25 protein-coding genes and 2 tRNA genes are annotated in these 24,405 nt (G+C 45.8%); 13 read left to right on the forward strand and 14 right to left on the reverse strand.

Annotated elements, in window-relative coordinates; genetic code table 11:
• Positions 1-7 precede the first annotated feature (7 nt).
• Both EIH25_RS06675 and EIH25_RS06680 read left to right on the forward strand, forming a co-directional pair.
• Positions 8-1,339 (forward strand): trypsin-like peptidase domain-containing protein, encoded by a 1,332-nt coding sequence (locus EIH25_RS06675; RefSeq protein WP_124099958.1) that lies wholly within the window; start codon positions 8-10, stop codon positions 1,337-1,339.
• Positions 1,340-1,501: 162 nt separating this feature from the next.
• Complete coding sequence (locus tag EIH25_RS06680) at positions 1,502-1,951, forward strand: GNAT family N-acetyltransferase (RefSeq protein ID WP_124099960.1); 450 nt, start codon at positions 1,502-1,504, stop codon at positions 1,949-1,951.
• A gap of 425 nt (positions 1,952-2,376) precedes the next feature.
• On the opposite strand, the gene EIH25_RS06685 is transcribed toward EIH25_RS06680, so the two are convergent.
• From EIH25_RS06685 to EIH25_RS06695, 3 genes are all read right to left on the reverse strand, one after another.
• Entirely contained in the window at positions 2,377-3,210 is an 834-nt protein-coding gene (locus EIH25_RS06685; protein WP_124099962.1) for an RluA family pseudouridine synthase, read from the reverse strand.
• 18 nt (positions 3,211-3,228) lie between these two features.
• Positions 3,229-4,077, reverse strand: coding sequence for a hypothetical protein (locus EIH25_RS06690; RefSeq protein WP_164489186.1), 849 nt, complete (start codon positions 4,075-4,077; stop codon positions 3,229-3,231).
• Between the two features lie 66 nt (positions 4,078-4,143).
• A complete protein-coding gene (locus EIH25_RS06695) occupies positions 4,144-4,776 on the reverse strand; it encodes a histidine phosphatase family protein (protein ID WP_124099966.1) in 633 nt (210 codons plus the stop codon).
• A 243-nt stretch (positions 4,777-5,019) separates the two neighbouring features.
• Between EIH25_RS06695 and EIH25_RS06700 the strand changes: the two genes are divergently transcribed.
• From EIH25_RS06700 to EIH25_RS06740, 9 genes are all read left to right on the forward strand, one after another.
• Positions 5,020-5,673 carry a helix-turn-helix transcriptional regulator gene (locus EIH25_RS06700; RefSeq protein WP_124099968.1) on the forward strand — a complete coding sequence of 218 codons (654 nt, stop codon included), beginning with the start codon at positions 5,020-5,022 and terminating at the stop codon, positions 5,671-5,673.
• Between the two features lie 73 nt (positions 5,674-5,746).
• The gene (locus tag EIH25_RS06705) at positions 5,747-6,754 is read left to right on the forward strand and encodes an FAD:protein FMN transferase (protein WP_124099970.1); all 1,008 of its coding nucleotides are present in this window, start codon (positions 5,747-5,749) and stop codon (positions 6,752-6,754) included.
• A gap of 63 nt (positions 6,755-6,817) precedes the next feature.
• The gene (gene rsxC / locus EIH25_RS06710; RefSeq protein ID WP_124099972.1) at positions 6,818-8,122 is read left to right on the forward strand and encodes an electron transport complex subunit RsxC; all 1,305 of its coding nucleotides are present in this window, start codon (positions 6,818-6,820) and stop codon (positions 8,120-8,122) included.
• Between the two features lie 15 nt (positions 8,123-8,137).
• Positions 8,138-9,076, forward strand: a complete 939-nt coding sequence (locus tag EIH25_RS06715; RefSeq protein WP_124099974.1) for an RnfABCDGE type electron transport complex subunit D — start codon at positions 8,138-8,140, stop codon at positions 9,074-9,076.
• Entirely contained in the window at positions 9,073-9,633 is a 561-nt protein-coding gene (locus EIH25_RS06720; RefSeq protein WP_124099976.1) for an FMN-binding protein, read from the forward strand. The genes EIH25_RS06715 and EIH25_RS06720 overlap by 4 nt, the downstream gene beginning before the upstream one ends.
• Positions 9,623-10,321, forward strand: a complete 699-nt coding sequence (locus tag EIH25_RS06725) for an electron transport complex subunit E (protein WP_124099978.1) — start codon at positions 9,623-9,625, stop codon at positions 10,319-10,321. The genes EIH25_RS06720 and EIH25_RS06725 overlap by 11 nt, the downstream gene beginning before the upstream one ends.
• The gene (locus EIH25_RS06730; protein ID WP_124099980.1) at positions 10,318-10,893 is read left to right on the forward strand and encodes an RnfABCDGE type electron transport complex subunit A; all 576 of its coding nucleotides are present in this window, start codon (positions 10,318-10,320) and stop codon (positions 10,891-10,893) included. The genes EIH25_RS06725 and EIH25_RS06730 overlap by 4 nt, the downstream gene beginning before the upstream one ends.
• 1 nt (position 10,894) lies before the next feature.
• Positions 10,895-12,130, forward strand: a complete 1,236-nt coding sequence (locus EIH25_RS06735; protein WP_124099982.1) for a 2-hydroxyacyl-CoA dehydratase — start codon at positions 10,895-10,897, stop codon at positions 12,128-12,130.
• A 38-nt stretch (positions 12,131-12,168) separates the two neighbouring features.
• Complete coding sequence (locus tag EIH25_RS06740) at positions 12,169-12,954, forward strand: RnfABCDGE type electron transport complex subunit B (RefSeq protein ID WP_243113109.1); 786 nt, start codon at positions 12,169-12,171, stop codon at positions 12,952-12,954.
• 140 nt (positions 12,955-13,094) lie between these two features.
• Here EIH25_RS06740 and EIH25_RS06745 read toward each other — a convergent pair whose 3' ends face one another.
• The 4 genes from EIH25_RS06745 to EIH25_RS06760 all read right to left on the reverse strand — a co-directional run bounded on the left by EIH25_RS06745 (position 13,095) and on the right by EIH25_RS06760 (position 16,099).
• Positions 13,095-13,643: an acetylglutamate kinase gene (locus tag EIH25_RS06745; protein ID WP_124099986.1), complete on the reverse strand. Its 549-nt coding sequence runs from the start codon at positions 13,641-13,643 to the stop codon at positions 13,095-13,097.
• Positions 13,644-13,852: 209 nt separating this feature from the next.
• On the reverse strand, positions 13,853-14,041 hold the full coding sequence (locus tag EIH25_RS06750; RefSeq protein WP_124099988.1) for an alpha/beta-type small acid-soluble spore protein: 189 nt from the start codon (positions 14,039-14,041) through the stop codon (positions 13,853-13,855).
• A 412-nt stretch (positions 14,042-14,453) separates the two neighbouring features.
• On the reverse strand, positions 14,454-15,368 hold the full coding sequence (locus EIH25_RS06755) for a M15 family metallopeptidase (RefSeq protein WP_124099990.1): 915 nt from the start codon (positions 15,366-15,368) through the stop codon (positions 14,454-14,456).
• Positions 15,369-15,538: 170 nt separating this feature from the next.
• Positions 15,539-16,099: a manganese efflux pump MntP family protein gene (locus tag EIH25_RS06760; RefSeq protein ID WP_124099993.1), complete on the reverse strand. Its 561-nt coding sequence runs from the start codon at positions 16,097-16,099 to the stop codon at positions 15,539-15,541.
• A gap of 336 nt (positions 16,100-16,435) precedes the next feature.
• On the opposite strand from EIH25_RS06760, the gene EIH25_RS06765 reads away from it, so the two are divergent.
• Together EIH25_RS06765 and EIH25_RS06770 are read left to right on the forward strand one after the other, a co-directional pair.
• Positions 16,436-16,524: transfer RNA gene (locus tag EIH25_RS06765), tRNA-Ser, on the forward strand.
• A 45-nt stretch (positions 16,525-16,569) separates the two neighbouring features.
• Positions 16,570-16,659: transfer RNA gene (locus EIH25_RS06770), tRNA-Ser, on the forward strand.
• A 183-nt stretch (positions 16,660-16,842) separates the two neighbouring features.
• Here EIH25_RS06770 and EIH25_RS06775 read toward each other — a convergent pair.
• The 7 genes from EIH25_RS06775 to EIH25_RS06805 form a co-directional block, all read right to left on the reverse strand.
• Positions 16,843-17,637: a zonular occludens toxin domain-containing protein gene (locus tag EIH25_RS06775; protein ID WP_124099995.1), complete on the reverse strand. Its 795-nt coding sequence runs from the start codon at positions 17,635-17,637 to the stop codon at positions 16,843-16,845.
• Between the two features lie 3 nt (positions 17,638-17,640).
• Positions 17,641-17,841 (reverse strand): hypothetical protein, encoded by a 201-nt coding sequence (locus EIH25_RS06780; protein WP_124099997.1) that lies wholly within the window; start codon positions 17,839-17,841, stop codon positions 17,641-17,643.
• Positions 17,831-18,064 carry a hypothetical protein gene (locus tag EIH25_RS06785; RefSeq protein ID WP_124099999.1) on the reverse strand — a complete coding sequence of 78 codons (234 nt, stop codon included), beginning with the start codon at positions 18,062-18,064 and terminating at the stop codon, positions 17,831-17,833. The genes EIH25_RS06780 and EIH25_RS06785 overlap by 11 nt, the downstream gene beginning before the upstream one ends.
• 789 nt (positions 18,065-18,853) lie before the next feature.
• The gene (locus EIH25_RS06790) at positions 18,854-20,803 is read right to left on the reverse strand and encodes a cellulase family glycosylhydrolase (RefSeq protein ID WP_124100001.1); all 1,950 of its coding nucleotides are present in this window, start codon (positions 20,801-20,803) and stop codon (positions 18,854-18,856) included.
• Positions 20,804-21,480: 677 nt separating this feature from the next.
• The gene (locus EIH25_RS06795) at positions 21,481-22,146 is read right to left on the reverse strand and encodes an ABC transporter ATP-binding protein (RefSeq protein WP_124100004.1); all 666 of its coding nucleotides are present in this window, start codon (positions 22,144-22,146) and stop codon (positions 21,481-21,483) included.
• A 14-nt stretch (positions 22,147-22,160) separates the two neighbouring features.
• Complete coding sequence (locus EIH25_RS06800) at positions 22,161-23,273, reverse strand: hypothetical protein (RefSeq protein ID WP_124100006.1); 1,113 nt, start codon at positions 23,271-23,273, stop codon at positions 22,161-22,163.
• A gap of 5 nt (positions 23,274-23,278) precedes the next feature.
• Complete coding sequence (locus EIH25_RS06805) at positions 23,279-24,394, reverse strand: ABC transporter permease (RefSeq protein ID WP_124100008.1); 1,116 nt, start codon at positions 24,392-24,394, stop codon at positions 23,279-23,281.
• Positions 24,395-24,405 lie beyond the last annotated feature (11 nt).

Consider the following 24,405-nt stretch of genomic DNA (forward strand, 5'->3'; position numbering starts at 1 on the left):
AATTATTTTGAGCTTTTTTGACGATATGGAAAACGTTCCGCAGAACAAGCAGACCGACGGCAGTACGGACGGTGAGGGAAACGAAGGTCAGACTGAAAACCGTCAGCAGCCTTACTCAATGCAGCCCGATTCGGTAAATTTCAGTTCCGACGAGTTCTGGAGCGAAATAGCGGCAGTACAGAAAAAAAGGAACAGGAAGCTATCGGCAGCTGTCATAATCGCTATGCTGTTTATCGTGCTTGCCGCCGCGTCTGTAATTACCGTCGCGGTCAAAGGAAGAGGCTGGCTTGCAAACCTTATCGCGGGGGATCAGCGCATAGAGTTTACTCTGCCGATCGCGGAAACGCCCAAGCTTGACGACAGGTTTTATGACGACGACGGAAGGTATACCGCTCAGGGAATAGCCGAGGCGGTTTCGCCGTCAGTGGTGTCAATTGAGATCTACCAAACCGGCACCTCCTTCGCGCCAGCGGGTCAGGGCAGCGGAATAATCATGACCGAGGACGGCTATATTCTTACCAACGCTCATGTAGTAGACGGCGCGTCAAAAGGCATTAAGGTCGTGCTTTCTGACGAAACGGAATATGAGGCAAAAATAATCGGACTTGATACCGCCAGCGATATTGCAGTTATCAAAATCCCCGCTAAAGGGCTTTCCCCTGCGCAGTTCGGAGATTCGGAAAGCGTAAGCGTGGGAGAGGACGTTGTTACGATAGGCTCGCCCGCAGGATTTTACGGCACAGTAACAAAAGGAATAGTTTCGGGACTGGACCGTCAGATAAAGGTTGAAAACTCCGCTCTTGCAATGAGCTGTATTCAGATAGACGCGGCGATCAATCCGGGCAACTCGGGAGGCGCTCTGCTGAATATGTGGGGGCAGGTAATAGGAATAACCTCCTCAAAGCTCGCGTCCAGCGACTACGACGGAATCGGCTTTGCGATCTCGGTCAACGCCGCCAAGCCGATCATTGAAAACCTTATGGAATACGGCTATGTACAGAACAGAGTGAGAGTGGGCATTACCTTCTACTCAATAAGCGAAACCACCGCTCAGATGTACGGCACAAGAGCCGGAATATATGTGGTTTCCATCGACGAGGACTGCGACATTGCAAACACTCAACTTAAGCCGGACGATATTATTACCGAGTTTGACGGAGAGGCGGTTTCAGACAGCGAATCCGTTCAGGCTTTTCTTGCCGCTAAAAAGCCGGGAGATAAGATAACTGCTAAGGTTTACAGAGCCTCGGCGTCCGGAGAAGACGAAGAATTCGAGATAGAATTTGAGCTTATGGAGGATAACGGCTCGCTTATTGAAAATACGAACGGCGATGAATAACAAAAGCGGACGGTCGAAAAGGGACTCTTCGTAAGGAAGTGTCCCTTTAATTTATTTAACTAGGCAGAATATATGTCAGCTTGCCGAGAGTAATGTTGATTCTATTATGATTATGTGCTATACTTACAATACGATAAATAGGAATTTTTATCCGGGGGATATATGACTGAAATTTATTGCATGACCCAAATACATAAATATTGGAATGAAACCATTTGTTTGGCTGAAAAATGCTCGTGGAAAGCAGGTCCCTATTTGGCTCAAAAAATGAAAAATAATGACTTTAATACATGGGAGAGAGTGTTTGTTGCTTGTGTAAATGGAAAAGTGGCAGGATTCTGCACATTTGCTGAAAAGGACGAGTTGCCAAAAGAATATCAGTTTACACCATTTATAGGATTTGTTTTTGTTGATGAAGCATACCGTGGCAATAGATTATCAGAGTTGATGATTCAAAGCGCAATTTTATATGCTCGTGAGATAGGATATGAAAAAGTATATATTATGAGCGGAGAAATCGGGCTATATGAAAAATACGGATTTGAAAAATTGGGTGATTATAAAACAATATATGGCTCAATTGATCAGCTATTTGTTAAGTCAACAATATGATAATTAGATATTTGGCTTAGAGGTTTGATATGAAATCACTTTCAAAACGACCGTGCCACAGGTTTAGCGAGCATCGGATTGCGATGCCACAATCCAAAGCAGAAGTCCTCACCCTGAAAAGGGTGAGGACTTCTGCTTATCCATGTATTTTTTATGTAACTTCCTTATCACGGATGCCACAAGGCCGTCCGCTTTTGTTTTGTCTGATCTGACTTTTAATTCGGAGCAAAACCCGATGTGAGCGTGGCTCTTCATCGGCTGCGACTAAGCAGCCGTGCCAAACCCAGTCTTTTGACAGCGAAGATCCAGCTACTCAGTATTTAAATAGAAAATTAATTCCCTTACTGAAACGCTGAATGGAATCCGCCGCCTTAGAGGCGGGGGATATAGGCGCTAGGTTATAATACAAACAGCTCCTGTGCTTTTCATATGTGAAAATTTTCAGGCAGAGGCGAAGAAACGCTGACCCTGAGTCCTGTTTCAGGGTGGATAAAGCTTACCGAGGAGCAATGAAGCGCCTGACGGCTGTAATCCTCCCTGCTGCCGCCGTATAGGTCGTCGCCTGCCAGAGGAAAGCCGATGTGCGAAAAATGCACTCTTATCTGGTGCGTTCTCCCCGTTTCAAGATGAATCTCGGCAAGCGAATATTTTTCGTTTCTGGCAGCTATACGGTAATTTGTAACGGCGGGCTGCCCGTCGGGAGAAACGATCCTTTTTATGATAGAAGCCCGCTCTCTGGCTATGGGGGCGTCTATTCTCCCTTCGGTGGGAGGGTGACCGCAGCATACCGCGTAATACGTCTTTTCAAAGCTTTTTTGCAGCTTTGCCGCGCTGTAACGGCTTTTGGCGCAGATAACGCAGCCGGAGGTGTCGCGGTCAAGACGGTTTACAGGACGAAATGAAACTTCGGGAAAACGCGCGGCGAAAAAATTTCCCAGCGTATCGCCCTGATGCTTTACCGAAGGGTGAACAGGCATAAAGGGAGGCTTGTCGAAAACTATCAGGCATTCGTCCTCGTAAAGCGCCGGAACGCTAAGGCTGAAATTAGGCTCAAGTGTTTTCAAATCACGCTCCTTAAGCAGTATTTCGTCGCCGGCGCTTACCCTGTCTACGGTCCTGACTGTCCTTTCGCTTCTGGTAATGCCTCCGTCAATACGCTTGAGCGTTGTTATCAGCCTTCTGGAAACGCCGCGGCCGGACAGCACCTCGCCCAGAGTTCTTCCGCTTTCACCGGCGGTAATAATAATCCTGACAGACATATCAAAGGTCAACGCTCCTTATTTATTCTTATGGTGCTTGTTCCAGCGCTGTATCATTGCCGGAAGCTTATCCTGCCAGTAGCTTCCCATAAGATCCTCCATAAACACTATGTAGGAAACCATATAATACGGCGCCACGGCAAATATAGGATAAAACAGCACAAGCAGCGGTATAAACTTAACGAATGAAAAAACAAAGCTTAAATACCTGGAATGCTTGCCCTCCATAAGCCTTACGGAAAGATCGCAGGCATCAAAAATATTCGCCCTGGGATTAAGGGTCATGATGTAATTCGTAAGACAGAGGGATATGCAGTAATGAACAAGCACTCCGGTCCAGACAACAGTAAATCCCAAGGCGAGCATAAAGCAGAAAAGACCCCAGGAAGTAAGCTCATTCAGCTTGCACACCCACCCCCAGTAGTAAACCTCATAAACGCCGATAAAAAGGGGAACGGCCGCGAACAGCTTGAGCATTGACGTAACCAGCGCCGTAACAAGCCCTCTCGGAACTATTTTTTTAAAATTATTCTGGATATACTGCCTTGACTCAACGAAGCTCTTTCCGTTGGCGATCTCAATATAAAGACGTCTGGCAATATAAAGCTCCGGCATTATCAGCACGAAAAGCAGCAGTATCCTCAGCCCTGTAAAAAAACGCCCGAACCAGTCCTGAAGCATAAAGCTCATGGAGTAATATTCCCTGGCGTCAAATAGCGTAAGCACCAGATAGATCATAACCTCGCAAAGCGCCAGAAAGAACACAAAAGCCAGAATAAACACGGTAAGAGCTATACAATTGCCCCAGTTGCCCTTGAGCCGCCTGAGCGCCTCGGCTTTTATTTCCTTGTTTGTAATCGCACTCACCTCTTTTATACAGCCGTAAGCCCGCGCTTCCGTCCCGTCAAATAACGACCGGCTTTACTTTTTAATTCAGAAGCCGGAGCCGTCCGATTCGGGAGGATATTCGCCCAACAGCTCAAACGCTCCCGATCTCTGCCACATTGAAGCGGTTATAAGAATCTCAAAGCCCTCGCCGAAATCGCATTTGTATTCGGCAGGCTTCAGCTTCGGCACTCCGAAGCAGCTCAGCATATTCATTATTATTCCTCCGTGAGTAACAACGGCGCAGTTTGTAAGTCCCTCGTACATCATATCCGATATAATAATGTTAAGCGCCTCATAGCAGCGGTTTACAACATCCCTTGCCGACTCTCCGTTGGGCGCGGGATTGTCAAGCCCGCCCTCAAGAAATTTTTTATAGGCGGCGTTATCCATAAGCTCCTCGGCGGTCTTGTTTTCAAAATCCCCGAAATTCATTTCAGCAAGCAATCCCAGCTCCGCCGTATAGCGGTTTGGAAACAGAATATCCGCGGTCTGCTTACACCTTTTCAGGGGAGAAGTATAGACCTTCTGAACGGAAGGATAAAAACTCTTTTCAGCCTTGTCATAAAGATCGGCTACTCCCTCTCGGCTCAGAGGAAGGTCGGTGATCCCTATATATCTCCCGTCGGTATTCGCCTGAGTCATTCCGTGCCGCACCAGCGCCAGTCGGTATCCTTTCAAAATTCATCTCTCCTTAATATATAACGTTTTCTAATTTTTTATCTGCTAATTCGACAAAACTGCTTTACAAAAATCCAAGAATATTGTATACTAAATATTACAAGCAGGCGAAATCAGACGGCAGTCTGAATACAGCCTTTCAAGCTAAGCTTCTTTAACCCGTATCAATTTTGTTTTTCCAAGCAAACCGCAAAACACCGAAAGGAGGTACATTTTCTCCCAACGGGAAAATGGACGCAGATTATGAATAACGCTTATACCAATAGAAAAGAATTATTTGAATCCAGCAAAGAAATAGGCCGGCGGCTTGCCGAAATAAGAAAATCAAAGCACATCAGCCAGACTGAAGCCGCAAAAATACTGGGCGTTACTCAAAGCAGCCTGTCACAGCTTGAAAGCGGCTTCCGTATGTGGTCTGTCCCCTCGGTAATAAAGCTTATCAAATACTATAAGGTGCCGTACGAAGACGTATTCGGTACCTGGCAGGGGACGGAAACCGAGCTTCCGCTTACAGCTGACGACGATATAACCGTACCGATAGCGGTTTTGGAAATGCTGGCTCAGACCTCCGATCTTGAGGAAATATCAATGTCGGTAAAAGCATATATTTATGTATGCGTATACAGAATGTTCAGACATCTTTACGAAGCAAACCCGAAAAATTCTTCGGTTATTTTCAGCCTTGATCCTGACATCGCGGACAGGATAACCGAAAAGATCTTTACCGAGGAACCGTCAAGGCTCAACACATTCATCAGATACAGCAGCAGAATAAACAGCAAGGAGATCGAGCTGCCTATAGAATACTCCCAAAAGCTGAGAGAACTGGTCGGAAAATGCGAAAACCTGATGAAAGCGTATATACCGGAGTTTGATCTTTCCGAGCTTAAGCCGTAACCGTGTTCCCGAGAATGTTTTAAATCATTATAGCACAGCTTATGATTTTTTTCAAGCCTGAAAGGAGAGTTTCATGCGTTTCAGCAAAAGCCTTGCGGTATGTCTGGCGGCAGCGGCAATGATCGCCGCGGGAGCGCTGATGTCGCTGAACGGCGGAAACGATATGACGCGGACGGTCCGGCTTGTCGCGATGGACTGCGTCTGTACGGTAACGGCGTCGTCCAAAGCGGATATTTCCCAGTATACAGCCCTTGTCAGAGAGCTTGATAAACAGCTTTCAGCTTACGACGAGGCTTCCGATATAAGCCGTATAAACAGCTCGTCCGAACCTGTAAGCGTTTCGCGGAGTACCGAGCGGCTGATAAAAAGAGCGGTAAGCCTTAATGAGCTCTACCCTCATACCGACTGCACCGCCGGAAGGCTGATCGACTTGTGGAGCGTTACCGGAGATGATCCCCATGTTCCGAAGGAAAACGAGATCTCCGCGGCGCTTGAAACCATAGGAAGCGGGAATATTGTTTTTACGGCTGACGGAATCGCGCTTGAAAACGGCGCCTTACTTAATTTCGGCTGCTGCGCCAAGGGCTTTGCGCTGGATGAGATAAAAAAACTGCTTGACGAAAGCGGCGAGCAATACGCCGTTATAACCTTCGGTTCCTCCAGCCTTGTTTACGGGCAGAAGCCTGACAAAACGGCTTTCGTTACCGATATACAAAACCCGAACGACCCGGCGGAAGCCGCTCTTTCCTTTGAAAGCGGACAGTGCTTTATTTCAACGTCGGGAGGCTACGAAAGGTTTTTTACCGCGCAGGGAAAGCAGTATTCGCATATATTTGACCTTGAAACCGGATACCCTGCCGAAACCGATCTTACTTCTGTCACCGTTATTTCCGCAGGCGACGGAATGCTGACGGATTTTCTTTCCACCGAAATTTATATCGGCGGCACAGAGACGCTGGGCGGTTATCTTGACAGTGAAGAATTTCAGGTCATCGCTCTGGACGAAAATAACAACATATACTGCTCGGAAAGCCTGAGGGACAGTATCGAGATAAAGAATACGGATTTTCATTTTGCGTAAATTTATACCGTATACGACGGGATACGGCTTGTGCGGTATATTCATAATTGAGGAGGAAAACTAATGAGGTTAAACGGAATTATCCTTCCCCACAGAAAGGGGACGGAAAATGCTGAAACTGTCGCCGTTCCATGCCCCGAAACCGTGAAAATAGCCATGTCGCAGCATATGGGCGCTCCGTGCCTTCCCCTGGTCAAAACCGGCGACAAGGTAGAAGTCGGACAGAAGCTGGGCGACTGCGAAACATATATGTCCTGCCCTGTCCATTCAAGCGTTTCGGGTACGGTCACGGCGGTAAGCGATATGCTGCTCGCTAACGGAAAGTCCTGCAAGGCTGTGGAAATAGCCTGCGACGGGCTTCAGACGATTTCCAAGGAGGTTACTCCGCCTGAGGTCACCGATAAAGCCAGCCTTGTAAAGGCGGTAAGGGAATCGGGCTGCTGCGGACTGGGAGGCGCGGGCTTTCCTACCCACGTAAAGCTGGATTACGACGAAAGCAAAACAAAGATAGATTCGCTGATAATAAACGCCGCTGAGTGCGAGCCGTATATAACCAGCGACTATCGCGAGATGATCGAAAACGCCGACGGGGTAATAAACGGAATAAAGAAAATAAAAAAGCTGCTGGGGATAGAAAGCGTTTATATCGGCATTGAAAGCAACAAGCCAAAGGCCATAGCTCTTTTCGAGGAAAAGCTCGCGGGCGAGGACGGCTATAAGGTTCTCCGGCTCAAGGCTTCATACCCTCAGGGCGCTGAAAAGGTGATCGCCTTTAATGCTACAGGCAGGATAATAACCGAGGGCACTCTTCCCTCCGACCACGGAATACTTGTTATGAACGTTTCTACCGTCGGATTTATAAACAGCTATCTTGAAACCGGAATGCCGCTGGTCGAAAGGCGGCTGACCATAGACGGCGACGCGGTCAAGACGCCCTGCAACGTCAGAGCCCCCATAGGAATGAAGCTTTCGGATATACTTAAGCTTACAGATACCAATATTGAAGGGATACATAAGCTGATCTCCGGCGGACCTATGATGGGTATGTGCGTATACGATACCGATACTCCGGTGTGCAAGACCAATAATGCTTTTCTGGCGTTTAAGAAGCCGGTTTCGCTCAAGGGACTGACCGTTGAATCGGGACAGACAAACTGCATACGCTGCGGAAGATGCATCGGCGCCTGTCCCGTCGGACTTATGCCGGCAGAGCTTGAAAGAGCCTACGACCGCGGGGACAGAGCGGCGCTGAACAAACTGAAAATAAACCTTTGCATGAACTGCGGAAGCTGTTCCTATGTTTGCCCCGCGAAAAGAGATCTTGCTGAGAAAAACCAGCTTGCCAAGGGCTTCGCCATAAGCAAGTAAAGGAGGTCATGGATTTTGGATAAGCTTACAGTCAGCCCGTCGCCCCACATACGGGATTCTATCACCACCTCTAAGGTCATGCTGCACGTTATCATCGCTCTCTGTCCCGCGCTTATCGCTTCGGCGGTTATTTTCGGCGGAAGGGCGCTGATGCTGACGGGATTTTGTATACTCACCGCAATGGCCTGGGAGCGTCTTTGCAATATCATAATGAAACGTCCCAACAGCACCGGCGATCTTTCCGCCGCAGTAACCGGAATGCTGCTGGCATTCAACCTGCCGGTCACGCTGCCCTACTGGATGGCTGCTATAGGTACGTTTGTCGCCATAGTGATCACAAAGCAGCTTTTCGGAGGTCTGGGACACAATTTCGCCAATCCGGCTATCGTAGGCCGAATCGTGCTCATGCTGTCTTTTCCGTCGGCAATGAGCCAATGGGCGGTTCCCTTTTACGACGCAAACGCGATAGTTACTCAGCCTACCCCCCTTGTTTCGGGAAACGCTGAATATTCGGAGCTGTTTCTGGGAATTACCGGAGGCTGCTTAGGAGAGGTTTCCGCCTGCGCCCTGCTGCTGGGCGGTTGCTACCTTGCGGCTATGAAAATAATAACCCCTCACGCGCCCATTGCGTTTATAGGAACGGTTTTTGTATTTTCCACTCTTGCCGGCAGGGACGGACTTTATCAGATACTTTCCGGCGGAGTAATGCTCGGCGCGATATTCATGGCTACCGATTATGTAACGACTCCGATCACCTCCAAGGGCAAGGTGATCTTCGGGATCGGCTGCGGAATAATAACCTGCGTAATACGCTTCTGGTGCTCCGCCCCCGAGGGAGTTTCCTATTCGATCCTGCTTATGAACATAGTTACTCCGTACATAGATATGTTTACCCGCAGAAAAGCTGTGGGAGGAATATATAAAAAGGAAGCAAAGGAGGGTAAGGCTGAATGAAAAACAGTATAATGCCTCCTCTGGCGCTTACGGTGATATGCATTGTTGTATCGGGGCTTCTGGCGATAGCGTACAATAAGACTTACGTTGATACTACGGGAGTTATGACCGACGAGCTCAAGGCTGGCTGCGAGGATATTTTCGGCGAAGGGGATTATGAGATACTGCTTGACTCTGACGCGGAGGAGAAAACTCCGGTAACCTTCGATACCGACGGCGTTGTTTCGGTAATAACAGACGGCAAGGACAAATGCCTTGTTGAGCTAGTTGAGGACGGCTATTCCAAGGGAGGTCTTCACCTTCTCATAGGAATAAATTCCGAGGGCGCGGTTGAGGGGATATACTTCCTTGAGATCGGAGAGACCCCGGGCGTCGGCACAAAGGTTCAGGAGGCCTCCTTCCTCGATAAGCTTATCGGCTTTGACGCTGAAACGGATGAAAATTCAGTAGACAACATTACTTCCGCCACCTACTCGTCAAAGGGCATGAAGGCGGCGTGCAAAAAGGCTGTAACGCTTTACTCCCAAAACAAGGAGGCGATCTTCAGTGACCGATAAAAAAACGAAGTCAAACTGGTACCAGTTTACCAAGGGTCTTATAAAGGAAAATCCGACCCTTGTGACGCTGCTCGGAATGTGTCCTACTCTTGCCGTAACCACGATGGCGGTAAACGGAATAGGCATGGGGCTTGCCACGACGTTTGTGCTGGTTTGCTCCAACATCGTCATTTCCCTGCTTAAAAACGTAATCCCCAAGGCGGTAAGGCTTCCTTCGTTTATTGTAATAATCGCGGGATTTGTAACGCTTATAGGCTTTATACTCCAGAGATATGTGCCGTCGCTTTACTCGGCGCTGGGAGTATTTTTAACGCTTATTACGGTAAACTGCATTATTCTGGGAAGAGCCGAGGCTTTCGCTTCAAAGAACAAGGTTCTGCCCTCCGCCCTGGACGGTCTGGGAATGGGTCTTGGCTTTACGCTTTCACTGTTTACAATGGGCTCCGTAAGAGAAATACTGGGGGCAGGCTCGTGGCTCGGAATGAAGATCCCGGGGATAAGCTCTGAGCCTATGCTTATTTTTATAATGCCGGCAGGAGGCTTTTTCGTGCTGGGCTGTATAATTGCTCTGGTAAACAAGCTTGCGAACCGCAGACCGCCTAAGGAGATATCCTGCGAGGGCTGCCCCAGCGCTTCGATATGCGGCGGTTCCTGCGATACCTGTGAAAAGGAGGGCGGCGGAAAATGAAAGACCTGATCATAATCGTGCTCAGCGCCGTTTTTGTCAACAACGTCGTACTGTCGCAGTTTATGGGGATCTGCCCGTTTCTCGGCGTTTCAAAGCAGCTTAAGTCCTCCGTCGGAATGGGCGGGGCGGTAATATTCGTAATGGTATGCGCCACAGCCTGTACCTACCCGGTATATATGCTGCTCGATAAATTCAAAATAACCTATTTAAGAACGGTAGCCTTTATACTCGTTATCGCGCTGTTCGTTCAGCTGGTAGAAATAGTGCTGAAAAAGGTAATGCCGCCCCTTTACTCGGCATTGGGAGTATATCTTCCGCTGATAACAACAAACTGCGCCGTACTGGGCGTAACGGTAGCCAACATCGACAACGGCTACAGCTTTGTGCAGTCTGTATTCAACGCCTTGGGAACAGGACTTGCTTTTTCACTGGCTCTGATACTGTTTTCGGGAGTAAGGGGAAGAATAGAACATTCGGATATTCCGGAAACCTTCAAAGGCGTTCCCTCGACGCTTATCGCGGCGTCTATCGTATCTCTCAGCTTTATGGGCTTCGGCGGTCTGTTCGGATAATATGAAAAGCCAATATGCCGAATTTACGCCGCCGATGCGTAAAACTCATACGATTCTAATTCCCTCAATGCTTGATTTTCATTTCCCGCTTATCGTAGAAGCGTTTCGCGCGGGCGGATACAAAGCCGAGGCGCTTGAAAGCGCTTCTTCACCCAAAACGCTTAACCGCATAATCTCGGAGGGGCTCGAGCATACAAACAACGACATTTGTTTTCCTGCAAATCTGATTATCGGGCAATTTATAACCGCGCTGAAAAGCGGCAGCTATGATACGCGTAAAACCGCTCTGCTGCTCCCCCAGACGGGAGGAGGCTGCCGGGCCTGCAGTTATATTTATCTGCTGAGAAAAGCTTTGAAAAAAGCCGGCTTTGAATACATACCGGTAATTTCGCTGAATGTAAGCGGAGTCGAACGTCACAGCGGATTCAGTATCACTCCGATAATGGTAATTACCGCCTGTGCCGCTGTTTTCTACGGCGATCTGCTTATGCGGCTGTATAATGAGGTTTCTCCTTACGAAGCAAACAAAGGTCAGACGCTTAGGCTTACCGAAAGCTGGAAGAGGAAAATTTCAATACAGCTTTCCGCAAAAAAATGGCTGTCGGTTTCTGATATGAAAATCATCTTCGGTAAAATCTGCCTGAGCTTTTCAAAAATACCCCGTATTCAGAGGAATGTAAAAAAGGTTTGCCTTGCAGGCGAGCTTTATATCAAATACTGCGCGCTGGGTAACGGAGGTCTGGAGGATATTTTAAGACAACAGAGCTGCGAGCTCCGTATAGGCGGCTTCGCGCAATATGTAATGTATCTTGCAGACTGCTGTACGACAGAAATAAAGCTATACGGCCGGATAACTCCGTCAGGATTATTCGCTCCGCTGCTGATTAAATTCATGGTTTACATACAGAAGCTTATGAACAAAGCGCTGACCGATAACGGGTTTGACCCCATTACAGAATATACAAAGCTTAAAAAGCTTAGCCAGTCGCGCTGTTACGGAGAAACGATGGGCGACGGCTGGCTGATTGAAGCGGAAATTTCCGAAGCTCTCAAAAACGGCTGCACAAGAGCCATAGCGGCAGTGCCTTTCGGCTGTCTTGTAAGCCATTCCTGTGTAAGAGGCGTGACCGCAAAGCTGAGAAAGCAATATCCCCACGCATTTATTTACACCCTTGATTGTGACTCTGGTCTGTCTGAAGTCAACCGTACAAACCGTATAAAAATGATACTATCCTGAACTCAAAAAATAAAATAGCAACGAAAAGGAGGATTAACTTGGAATATATAATACCAATAGCGCTTTTTGCTGTACTGGGCGTTATTGCGGGAGTTTTGCTTACCGCCGCTTCAAAAGCCTTCGCCGTCAAGACTGACGAGCGTTTAGAGGCGGCTCAGGAGGCTCTGCCGCAGGTAAACTGCGGAGCCTGCGGATACTCCGGCTGCAACGATTACGCGGACGCGGTAGTAAACAAGGACGCTCCCTGCAATATGTGCAAGCCGGGAGGAGCGGAATCCGCCGCCAAGCTGGCTGAGATAATGGGAAAGACCGCCGAGGAGGTAGTGCCCGAAACCGCTTTTGTACGGTGCAAGGGCGACTGCAACGCGACCACTCACAAATATGATTTCGACGGAATCCAGTCATGCGCGGCGTGCAACAGATTTTATAACGGCTCAAAAACCTGTACCAGCGGCTGCCTCGGATACGGCGACTGCGTAAGAGTATGCCCACAAAACGCTATTTCCATTGTAAATAGGATCGCCGTTGTCGATTCCTCCAAATGTATAGGCTGCGGACTCTGCGTAAAGGAATGTCCCAACAGTCTGATCGTAGTCCGCCCTAAGAAGCAGAAAATAGAAGTCGCCTGTTCCTCCGCCGATCTGGGAAAGATCACAAGAAAAATATGCAGCGGAGGCTGTATAGGCTGCGGAATATGCGCCAAAAAATGTCCTAACGGAGCGATCTCGGTAAAAAACAATCATGCGGTAATAGATTATAAGCTTTGCGTCGGCTGCGGAACCTGCAGGGACGCCTGTCCGATGAAGGCTATAGTTGAGCTGTAGCGATAATAATGCTCCGGCAGTATCAAACAATAAAAAGACTCATAACGTAAAGCATGGCGGCTGCACAGGTTGGTTAAAGTGCAGCCGCCATGCTTGCGTTTTATTTTGCAGCATGATGTCCAGCAGACGATCTCATAGGATCAATTGCAGCAGAACTGCCGTATAATTCCCGACGCCATATAGTCTGCCATTTCAAACGCTTCTTTTTCTATAGAATCAAACATTTCTATATCCTTCGGATACTCCTTTTTCAGTCTTAAACCCGCTTCCTTTTCAGTCATGCCCAGGTGACTGTACATCATATTCCGCCATTTCCGCTCGTTCCAGTTAGGATTGATAACAGCAAGAAATTCGGCAATTTCGTCCGCATTGGCATACCACTTTTTTCTCAGCTCGTCGGCCTTTGCGGCGTTCATATCCTTGTCGGCATTCACCAGCTCTCCGCCGATCTCCAAATGCTCGGTCAGCAGTTTTTTAAACTCGCCGGCAATTTTTTCGCTGTAGAATATTTTCAAAGCCTTTGCAAAATCTCCCGGATTTTCAAGCAGCCTGTGGGTAACATATTTTAAATCAGGCAAGTCCTCCGCGGTGCTGATTATGAAAAAACGGGTCCAGTAAACGTGCTGTGACCAGAGCTTACGAAATCTATTGATTATTTCCTGTCGGCTACAGGCGCATGATCTTCTCATAAAATACCCCTCAATATCAAAATTTACGGTTATATATTATCATATGACCTCAGACCTGAAATGTTACTCCGGACAGAAAATCGCTTTTCTGTTAATTTTCTTTTATAAATTGCTTTTTACATACTATATAACAAGAACGGTCAGGATCTCTCCTGACCGTTCTGCAAAGTCGTTCATCGGCATTTTTCAGCCGCCTGAGCTGACTTTTATTATTTTGCTGTTCCAGTCTTATAAGCGTCGATCATTTTCTTGACCATCTGACCGCCTACAGAACCTACTTCACGGGCAGTAAGGTCTCCGTTGTAACCCTGCTTGAGGTTTACGCCAACTTCGTTAGCAGCTTCCATCTTGAATTTTTCGAGTGTCTGTCTTCCCTGCTCAGTAGTAATTCCTTTCATTTTGTACAACTCCTTTTCAATAATTTATCGGGTTTGCTTTATTATTATGTGAGTTGTTTTTTTTAATATTAGAGGTAATTTCTTTCAGAGTTTTTTCAATTTTTTATTTTATTAAAGCCGCCTGCACTTTTGAACGAACGCTCAGTGCGGCGGCTTTGCCCGAAAGGGCAGTTCCCCTTATAATTTTTCACTGCCCCTTGTGACAAAAAAGCTCGTTATTTTATAAAAACAAATAAGAACTTAACATTCAGGACACTTTTATTGTATAACACATATGCATTTTTGTCAATGATTATGATAAAACAAATAAAAAATTCTGCTTTTTTAATAAATTTTTGATGATTATTTACGCAAATTACACAAAAGAAGCTGGTGATATGCAAAGCCGCCAGAAATTCTGACGAATAAAACGTCAGCTCTGAGCGTCCTGCGCGTTTGCATAGTCCGAGGTTACGTCAAGATACTCCTCCAGGCAGATGTCCTGAGCGGTTATCTCCTTTGCGGCGGCTTCGCCTACATATCTTATATGCCACGGCTCATAGGCGTACCCGGTTATACTTTCCTTTCCCTTTGGGAATCTTATAATAAACCCGTAGTCCGCACAGTGCTCCTCCAGCCAGATCGCCTCCGGCGTACCCTCGAAGCTGAATTCCGTTGTATTTACGTCCATGCAAAGTCCGCTCTGGTGCTCCGAATGACCCGGACGGGAGGAAACCTCGTCCGCCTCCTCTACTCCTCTTTCAGCGGCATAGGAATTATAAAGCTGCTCCTGTTCGTCGTAGCTGCGGTAGCCTGAGCAGATATAAAGCACTATCCCGTCGGCATAAGCGTCGCCCGCCATATTATAAAACGCTTCCTCAGCGGCGCTGTCCATTCCGGGCGCATAGGTTCGGGGAATACTGTAGGTTTTGTTTACTATCAGTATCCCGTCTATATAGGTTCTTCCGTCAATCACTTCAACCTCGTGACCTTCAGCTTCTTTTATTTCGGATCGGCTTTCCTCCTCAGATCGGCTGTCTTTTATCGAGGAATCTTTCTCCGGCGCTGCCGAGCTGATTTCCGACGATACGCCGGAGGAGGTACGGTCGCTGTCGGTTTTAACCGTCGAGCCGCCGTCATCGTTATTATTTCCCGAAGTGACAAAATAAATCACAGAAGCCGCAACGATCAGTCCGAAAACGATCATAACGGCAATCGCCTGCATTCTGTCCCGTCTTATCTGTTGAACCGTTCTGCGGCGCGCCTGAGGAATCGGCGCGGATCCAAGCGGAGCTTCACTATTTGTCTGATCTGTATTCTGTCCGAGCTCGTCTTTATTATAATCCATAAATAACGTCCTTTATTTTTTTATCAATTATTCTGTTTTTCTAATTATAGCACCATGTGCAATGAAAATCAAGTCGAATCACGGCGCTACGAACAATTTCAGAAGCGGCAAAAATAACAGGCGATACCAAACACCTTGACGCGCAGTATTTAAACAGGCTCAAAACTTTATCACGAAAGAAACAGGTGCTCTATAAGGATTTTTGCACCCAGCAGGATCAAAATAACGCCGCCTGCAAGCTCAGCCTTCGACTTATATTTTGTTCCGAAAATACTGCCTATCTTTATTCCCAAGGCTGAAAAAGCAAAGGTTACTGCGCCTATCAGCGAAACCGCAGGCGCTATGCTGATTTTTAAAAACGCGAACGTAACTCCCACCGCGAGAGCGTCTATGCTTGTAGCAACGGCAAGCAAAAACATATTTTTCGGCTTCATTGAGGCGTCCGCGCCGTCCGCGCTGCCGCTCACGGACTCTTTTATCATATTTGCGCCTATAAAGCAAAGCAGCACAAACGCTATCCAATGGTCGAACTGTTGTATTTTCTCACTGAAGCTTACTCCCAGAAAATACCCTATCGCAGGCATAAGCGCCTGAAATCCCCCGAACCACAGCCCAGCCAAAAGCATATGCGCTGCCCGAACGTTTTTCAGCGCCAGCCCCTTGCACACTGAAACTGCAAACGCGTCCATAGAAAGCCCTGCAGCCAGAATAAAAAGCTCGGCAATTCCCATAAAAATCTCTCTCCTCAGTCAAAATAAAAAGGCTCACAGGCAACGCGGAAACGCTGCCCGTGAGTCTCGTCTTTTCAGATAATACCGGATTAAAAAATCATTGTGTCGACATTACCGCAGACCGTCGTAGCAAGGCCTGCTGACTACTCCCTCAAGGGTACTGAAATACTATAGCATATTTTGCGGCAGATGTCAAGCGGAATCAACTGTTTTTTGATGTAAGCCGGCGGCTGTAACAATTTTAAAAAAAGCACTTGACAAGCAGTAAAAAATATGCTAAAATATTAAAGTCGCAGGTAAAACAGTAAGTGTTTTTGTTCAGCTTGCAAGTTATCTGGACAGGTGTCCGAGTGGTTTAAGGAGCCGGTCTTGAAAACCGGTGATACGGCAACGTACCGTGGGTTCGAATCCCACCCTGTCCGCCATTTTTTTCGCGGAGGCTTTCCGCTGTTTTATTATATATTCGTCATGCGGATTTACCCAAGTGGTGAAGGGGCTCCCCTGCTAAGGGAGTAGGTCTCGAAAGGGGCGCGAGAGTTCAAATCTCTCAATCCGCGCCAGAAGATAAAAGCCTATTTTGCGCAAATGGCGTAAAATAGGCTTTTTATTAATCTATCAGCATTAAAACAAATGTTTTAAAAATGCATTTATATGACCAAAAATAAAGAAAGTATGACCAAAAATATGACCCAAAAAGATAACCGTCTGCACGTTGCCCAAGGGCAACCAGTGCAGACGGTTATTTATATTCTTGTCCTCTTTCTTATGCTCTTATTCTGTTTTTTATCCAATGGTGTTAAGTCATTATTTGTAATACCTCTGTTATTAAGTATCTCATCATCTGACAAATATTCTTTATTCAACATACCTTGTACAAGTTCTGAAGTATCATACAGTTGTCTGTCCTGATTAGTCTGTATATAGCTTTCATTATACATAGCTCTGGGTATATAAGTATGATTTTCATTCCACATCTCATACTCTTCAATATCATAAGTATAACCAGTAAGCAATCTTGAAAAAGGGTGCTGAAAATGGCAGGAACAAGCCGTTACCGTAGCGGTAATATCACGAATTTGTTTATCTAAAAGATTAAAACGCTGAACAGTAGCATAAATCATCATTCTGCGTTTACGACACTGACAAAGGTGTTGAAACAATGGCTTAGGAACAGCTTTTTTACCGCCTGAGAAATCACGGCTGTTAAATATAGTGCCTATTTCATCTATCAATACTAAACAGTTTTGCGGAGCGTTTAATATATCCTGAGCCGTATTTAATTCTAAGATTTCAGTATGCGCAGGAAAATTCTTTATTTTGATGTTAGTTAAAATACTAAGCTGAGGATATCGGACACATAAGTCATACGCTTTAATCATCATAAGGCTTGTTTTGCCTGCTCCGAAACGACCCGTAAAGAGATGTATACCCCAACCATTAAAAAGCATTTTAAGGTTAAAATAAGCGTATTCTAAACGGTCATAGGTGTGATACATAATAAACCGAGGAAGAAGTTTATAATAATCGAAAAGAATCAAAAGTTACACCCACTTTCCAGACATAAAACGAATCATAAGGTTATAAAACATCTTAAAAAACCAATAAAGAATAAAGCAAGCAAACAGAAATTCAAAACCTAGTATACACATTTCTTTCCATGTACTGATTTCTGATATTGCCGTTAAATCACAGCCTAAAATTTTTAAAAGCATGATTACAGGATTTTTTTCATCAATAAACATTATAATCACCGTCTTTCAATATGTTTTTCAAGTCAATATCTTTAAAAGACCTTTTCCACTCTTCCTCGAACATTAATTGCTTTATAAGCTGTTCTCTGTTTCCGCTGAATTGCTTTTCCTGCTTAAAATCATGTAAATCCTTTATAAATTTTAAAGTGCCAACCAAAGCGGAATACAATAAAACAAGAAACATTCCAAAAAGAAAGATTTTTAATATAGCCAACAAAACTAGTCACCGCCTTTCTCAAACAAAAAATTTAGCAAAGTGCAGCTTGCGTAAATAATCAATATACCAATAAATATAGAGCCAAGGCTTAAAGAAAATGAACCTAAAATTATTCTGTGACCTAAAATATATGAAATACCGTTGAAAATAGCTTTTATATTGTCAAAGAAATTCACATAACCAACCCCTTTAAACTACAAATTTAATAATAACTATAGCAAGCATAATAGTAAAAAAAGATATTAATATTGTCATAAAGTAGGGCGGTAACAAGGCTATGCTTGCAGTCAGGAACAAGGAACAGCATGGAAAAAAGGAAGTATTCCAAATGGTGCGATAATTCAAAAAATAGCAGATTACTTTGAAGTATCAACAGATTTTCTGCTTACAGGCAAAGAAAAAACCGCTGAAGGCATAGAGCTGACAGCGGTTGATAAAGAAGTTATTGAAATTGTTTCAAAGTTATCTGATGAAAAGAAAATGCTAGCCTACAAAATGTTTAAAACATTACAAGACGAAAACTAATCATTTTTTAAGCTTTTCAAATATATAAGAAACTTTTCTTTTAAATCATCAGGTAGCAAAAAATAGATTTTATAAATTTCCTCGTCTGTTATCATTGTTTTGTATCTCCTCTTTTGTCTCTACAGTTGGCCAGACCGTAGTTTTATTTTATCATATGGAGGTTTTTGTTAACGTCTCATCGCTAAAGCTCCACTGAACCCCGCGTCTAACGCGAAGTTTTAAAATAACCGCAGGCGTTAATTCGCCTGCGGTTCGTGCTTATCAATAGTAGCAGTAGCATACGGAATAAACGGTGATTCCGCTGTTTGCCGCGCCCGCATGGATCTGGTCAAGCTTTCCGCTGAAATCGGAGCTGCCGAATGCAGCCTTGCAGTTGTCATAGGAATATTTAGCGTAGTAATGACCGTTAGCCGTTCCGGTTTCGCTCGGCTGTACCTTGGCCCATTCCGCGCCGCCGGACCAGCTCTGGAGAATAAATTCCACCTGATTCTGCGTGCCGGAATATTCCACATAGAAATATCCGTTGGATCTGATGTCAGCCGCATTAAAGCTTCCGCCGTTCTTTGACGTCATCACCGAAGCCGCCTGCTGCCATGCGCCTGCGCTCGATTCGCCCCAGAACAGGGACGTATAGCTGTCGCCGGAGGATTCCGAACCCGACGAGGAGGAACCTGACGACGAAGACTCAGATACCGGCTCGAGGTACCACAGCTGACAGTTTCCGCCCCAGTATTCCCACTGAGCGATATTTCCGCCGTCCGCAGTGCTCCAGTTGTAAACGTCAAGACAGGAATAGCAGTCGGTGATCTTGGTCTTTATCGCATACGCGTCGCCGATCTTTACAAATTGGAATTTCTGGCAGTCGCCGCCGTGATATTCCCACTGATTGATATTCGCTCCGTTTTCCCTGCTCCAGTTGTAAACGTCAAGACAGCTTCTGTAACCTGACGCCGCGGTAAAAATTGTATAGTAGCCGTTTCCGTCGCTTACAAGCTTGAACTTCTGCGCGTCCGTACCGTTTTTGGAGTGCTGCTGTATGTTTGTTCCGTTATCCGCCTTGCCGTAATATACATCAAGGTATTTTCCGCTGTGTACGCTCTTTATGCAGTATGTTCCGTCAAGTCCCCAAACGCCGCCGTATTGGTCGGTGGTAGTTCCGGAAGATCCTGACGATCCGGACGACGAGGAGCCTGAGCCTGAAGACCCGCTGTATACAGAACAGGTTTTTGAGGTTGACTTAATGCCGTTTGTACCGTTAAAAAGCGTATTTCCCCAGCTTGAAAGGCTTGATCCGTCCCAGCTGTTTGCAATGTCAAGGTAGCTCAGATCAGAATTGTTGCCCTTCCACGACCAGCCGAGATAGCCGACGTTCTTCTGAGTGCAGTAGCTCATAATGCTTGCTTCGTCAACGTCGCCGTTGGAGTGCTGCGCGCCGAATTCACCGATCACTACAGGAACGCCGATTCCCAGCGCGTTGTCAATATTGCTTTTTACCGCAGACGAGGTTCCGCCTGCGTACTCGTACATATGAATGGAGAAAACCGTATTTTTATCCGGATCGGCATTGAACACCGACCTGCCGTAATCCTTGATCGAATCCGGATACTGTCCCCAGCCTGCCGAATCGACCATCAGCATATTTGAAATTCCCGCGTTTCTTAATTTCTGTATAGCTGATTTATAGCCTTCCGCCCACGGGGAGCCGTTCCATGAACCGTACCATTCGTTGGCGATATTCACGATCACATACTTCTCGCTGCCGCTCAGTACGTTCTTCATTTCGATCCAGTAATCCACGCACCTGTCCAGATCGTAGGTGTTGTCGCTTCCGGTCGCGTCGTGAACCTCAAGTATGCAAACCACATTATTCGATTTGCACATATTGATGATATTCTGTACTTCCGAAGAACTTGTTTTTGAATACTGCGCTCCGTTTGAAAGCACGATCCTTACTGTGTTTGCTCCCAGGTCGGCCGCGCCTCTGATTGATTCCTCAGTCTTGTCGGAATACCACGCGTGAGCAATGTTTACGCCGCGCATAACAAACGCGTTTCCGTTAGCGTCGCATATCGAGGTTCCGCTTACATAGAATCCGGACGACGCCGCATTTGCTTTTGAAAAATCAAAAAAGCCCATGCAAATTACGACAGCAAAAATAACTGCCGCAAATACCTTTGCGCATCTGCCGTAAGATGTTTTTGTCTGCACCATAAAAACTCCTTTTGCTTAATTCAGGTTTTAAAGCTTGTTAATACCGGTATTAATTTTGTTTACAAGCAAATTATATAATCATTAATTTAGAATGTCAATAAAAATATTTTTGTAAAACGTTTACTTAAATATATTTCGTATAAATATCTAATATTTCAGAAAAGTTTTTGTTGAAATGTCATAAACAAAAGCGATTTTATGGGGCTATGCTATAATTTTATTTAAGTTTTTACGAAAACGATAGCGAAACTTTCAGTTAATTTTGTATTCGTTTTCAATGCAAATCAAGCTAATTTATGCTAAAATTATTAGCGGTCTATATAATTGTATTAATCTGTATTCATTTGATTTGTCAGGAGGCGAAAACATTTATAACCTAGCGCCTATGTCCCCCGCCTTCTTTAGAAGGCGTTCGCCTCTCTAAGGCGGCGGGGTCAATTCAGACTTTCAGTAGGGGGGATTCCCCTACTGAAAGTCTGAGAAGCTATAAGCTCTTCGCTGTCAAAAGACAGCGTTTGGCGCAGGTTGCTTCGTCGCAGCTGATACCCCGCGAGCTCACATCGGGCTTTGCTCCGAATTAAAATCAGCAAAACGCGAAACGAGCCGCCGCAGTGTAAAAACTGCAGCGACCCGTCCCTTTCAACATATGCCCTTATTTCCATTGGAAAAAATCATATTTATATAATTCTGCCGTCTGATATCTCAATAATTTTATTGCACTGAGCGGCAACATTTCGGTCGTGCGTAACGATTATAACAGTTCTGCCTTCATCGTTAAGCGTTTTAAAAAGCTTCATTATTTCCTCCGACGTCTTTGAGTCCAGAGCGCCGGTAGGCTCGTCGGCAAGTATAACTGACGGTTCGTTTATTATCGCTCTGGCTATCGCGACTCTCTGCTTTTGTCCGCCGGAAAGCTCCCCGCACTTGGGATTGCCGTGAAGCGGCAGTCCCGCCAGCTCCAGAGCCTTCATTATGCGCTGCCTGAATTCGCTTTGTTTTAACGAGGAATTGAATATAAGCGGATAGGACAAATTCTGATATACCGTCCTGTCCAGCATCAGGCCGAAATCCTGAAGCACAAAGCCTATCTTTCTGTTAAGGATACGCGAAACCTTTGAAGAGCTGAGCTTCGATATTTCCTCGCCGTCAAGAAAATACCTTCCTTCCGTAGGCGTGTCGATACAGCCGATAATATTAAGCAGAGTGGATTTTCCCGAGCCTGATCTTCCGATCACCGAAAGCAGTTCACCGTCGCTTACCTCAAGGTCTATTCCGTTAAGAGCATTTACGGCGGCTCGGCTTCCTTGGTTATATATTTTCGTTATGTTCTCCAGTTTTATCATTCTGCTCCTCCGAATTAAAAATCTTTTACCGATTCTATTATTCTTTTTCTGTTTATCTGTGCAACGGAAACCACGGCGGACACGGCAAGCACAGCGGCGCATATTGCTACGGAAAGAAAATACCCGTTGGCGTTTATCAGCGTTGTTTCGCCTATATTGGTACCGGTTTTGATTCTTAATATCACTGGTATCGAAACAACAGCCGGAATCATCACCAGCGCAAGAACCGTCATAAACGAAATTGCCGCGATCGTTCGCGTTTTGGCTCCGCACAGGCAGAATATTCCGTTCTGTCTTTTGGTAAATCTGGCGGACACGACGCCGTAGGAAACAAGTCCTGTCAGGGAAAGCCCGAAAAACGTTACGGCAAGCACGACAAAAGGCATTATTTTTTCTTGCTCAAGCTTCTGAAAGCTCTGATAGAAATAGTCGTAAGGCTGAAAATACAGATTATCTATAAAGGCGGAATATTTTTCTTCAAACCCGTCTATACCCTGTGTGTTTATCATTTCAAAATGCCCGAGGCTGTTATTGGTTTTATTTATAATATTATCTTTGTCATAGGCGATTATCATCGTCGTATCGTAGAAAAATCCGCTGTAGGTTTCGCTCAGAAACAAATCGTTTTTTACCGTGCCGCAAACGTAAAAGCTTCCGACAGCGCCGTATTCGTTCTCTATCGTATATGTACCTCCGACCTTGTATTTTTTTGCGGCCTCGGAGGAAACCAGACAGGGAACGCTTCCGTTATAGTCCCTGTCAAAGTCTATCATTTCCCCCTTTGAAAGATGAATGTCTACGCTGTCAAATACAGATTTTGAATAGAAAGTGATATTTGTAAACGAGTCATAGCCGTTTATCGTATCAAAGGTCATAAGCTCAGCGCCAGATTCCGAAACGGCCTTTTTTATTTTTTCCGAAGCCTCCTCGTCGTCGGTCATGGCTACATAATAAAATTCAGACAGATTGCTTTCCTCGTACATTTTATGCTTCAGCCGTGTTAATTCCAGCTCGCCGAAGCAGATCGCGGCGCAGCAAATCATGATAAGAAACTGTATGCAGAGAATCACCGAAAGCACAACGTTGTTTCTCAGTCTGTCAAGCACAAGCGGCAAATATCTTTTCATGACGTCTACCTCCTTACTTCAATTCGGGAAGGCTTTACTTTTGACACCTTGATTATTGACGGCATATTAAAAGCGGTTATCATCACAAGCGCGATGACAAGAACCTCCGCCTGCGCCGAAAAGCTTACCGCGTTGGGAAGATAGCATTTTTTTAGTAACCCGTCGCAAAGCCTGAAGCCTACGGCGGCAGCGGCAAATGAGATCAGCTCGTAAAAGACTATTTCCGTTACAAGCAGGGCGGCGACGCATTTATCGGGACAGCCGCAGATTTTAAGAAGAGCGATTCTTGAAAGCTGTTCTCTCAATATCTGCTTGAAAAGAGTGATCGTTATAATGCCTCCCAGCGCTGCGATCATAACGGATATGAGGATCTGGTCGGTATGTATTCTGCTGTTATCGTTCTCCGACCGCTCATAATCCGACAGCAGCTCCTCGTCCGTTTTCAGTATTTCTTTCAGCTCGGCCTGCGTATCCTTATCGCTGTCCGGCAGGACGATTTTGTCGGCGTTCATCGAAACGGCTTCGTTCAGCTGTGCAATACTTCCGAATGGCGCGGAAGTAACGCCTCCTATGCCTATGATCTTGAACTCTTTTCCTCCCAGAGTCACCGTATCCCCGACTGAAATCTCGCTTCCGTTATACATAAGATTTTTTTCTACGATTATTACAGGCTCGGAACCCTCCAGCTCATTTTCGCTGAAGCCTCTGCCCTCGATTATACGATTTTCAAACTGCTCAAACGAACCGCTGCCGGAAACAGGGTAGAGCGTTATTCCCGGCATATCTCCGAAATCCTTTATGCGAAGCAGGAAGCTGTCATCGCTGTAACTGAAAGTACAGCCGGTTATTTTTCCGTTAAGCTCCGATGTGATCATTCGGACGGTATCCTCAAGCGCCGCGCCTGAAGCCCCGTCGTCGCCTGATACTGCAAGAATATTGGAATAAGTACGCTTTGCCAGCTCGATATCACGGTATATGACAACATTTTTCTGAAGCACTCTGAGACTGACAAAAACGCTGAAAAAGCATACGGTCAGAGTAAAAAACGCCGTTATGGTCAGCAGCGGAGTTTTTTTATATTCAGAAAAGGTTTCTGACAATAAGAATTTTATGTAACGCATTTTGCTCCCTT

Origin of the sequence: Ruminococcus sp. Marseille-P6503, from assembly GCF_900604945.1 — a bacterium.
Taxonomy (GTDB): domain Bacteria; phylum Bacillota; class Clostridia; order Oscillospirales; family Ruminococcaceae; genus FB2012.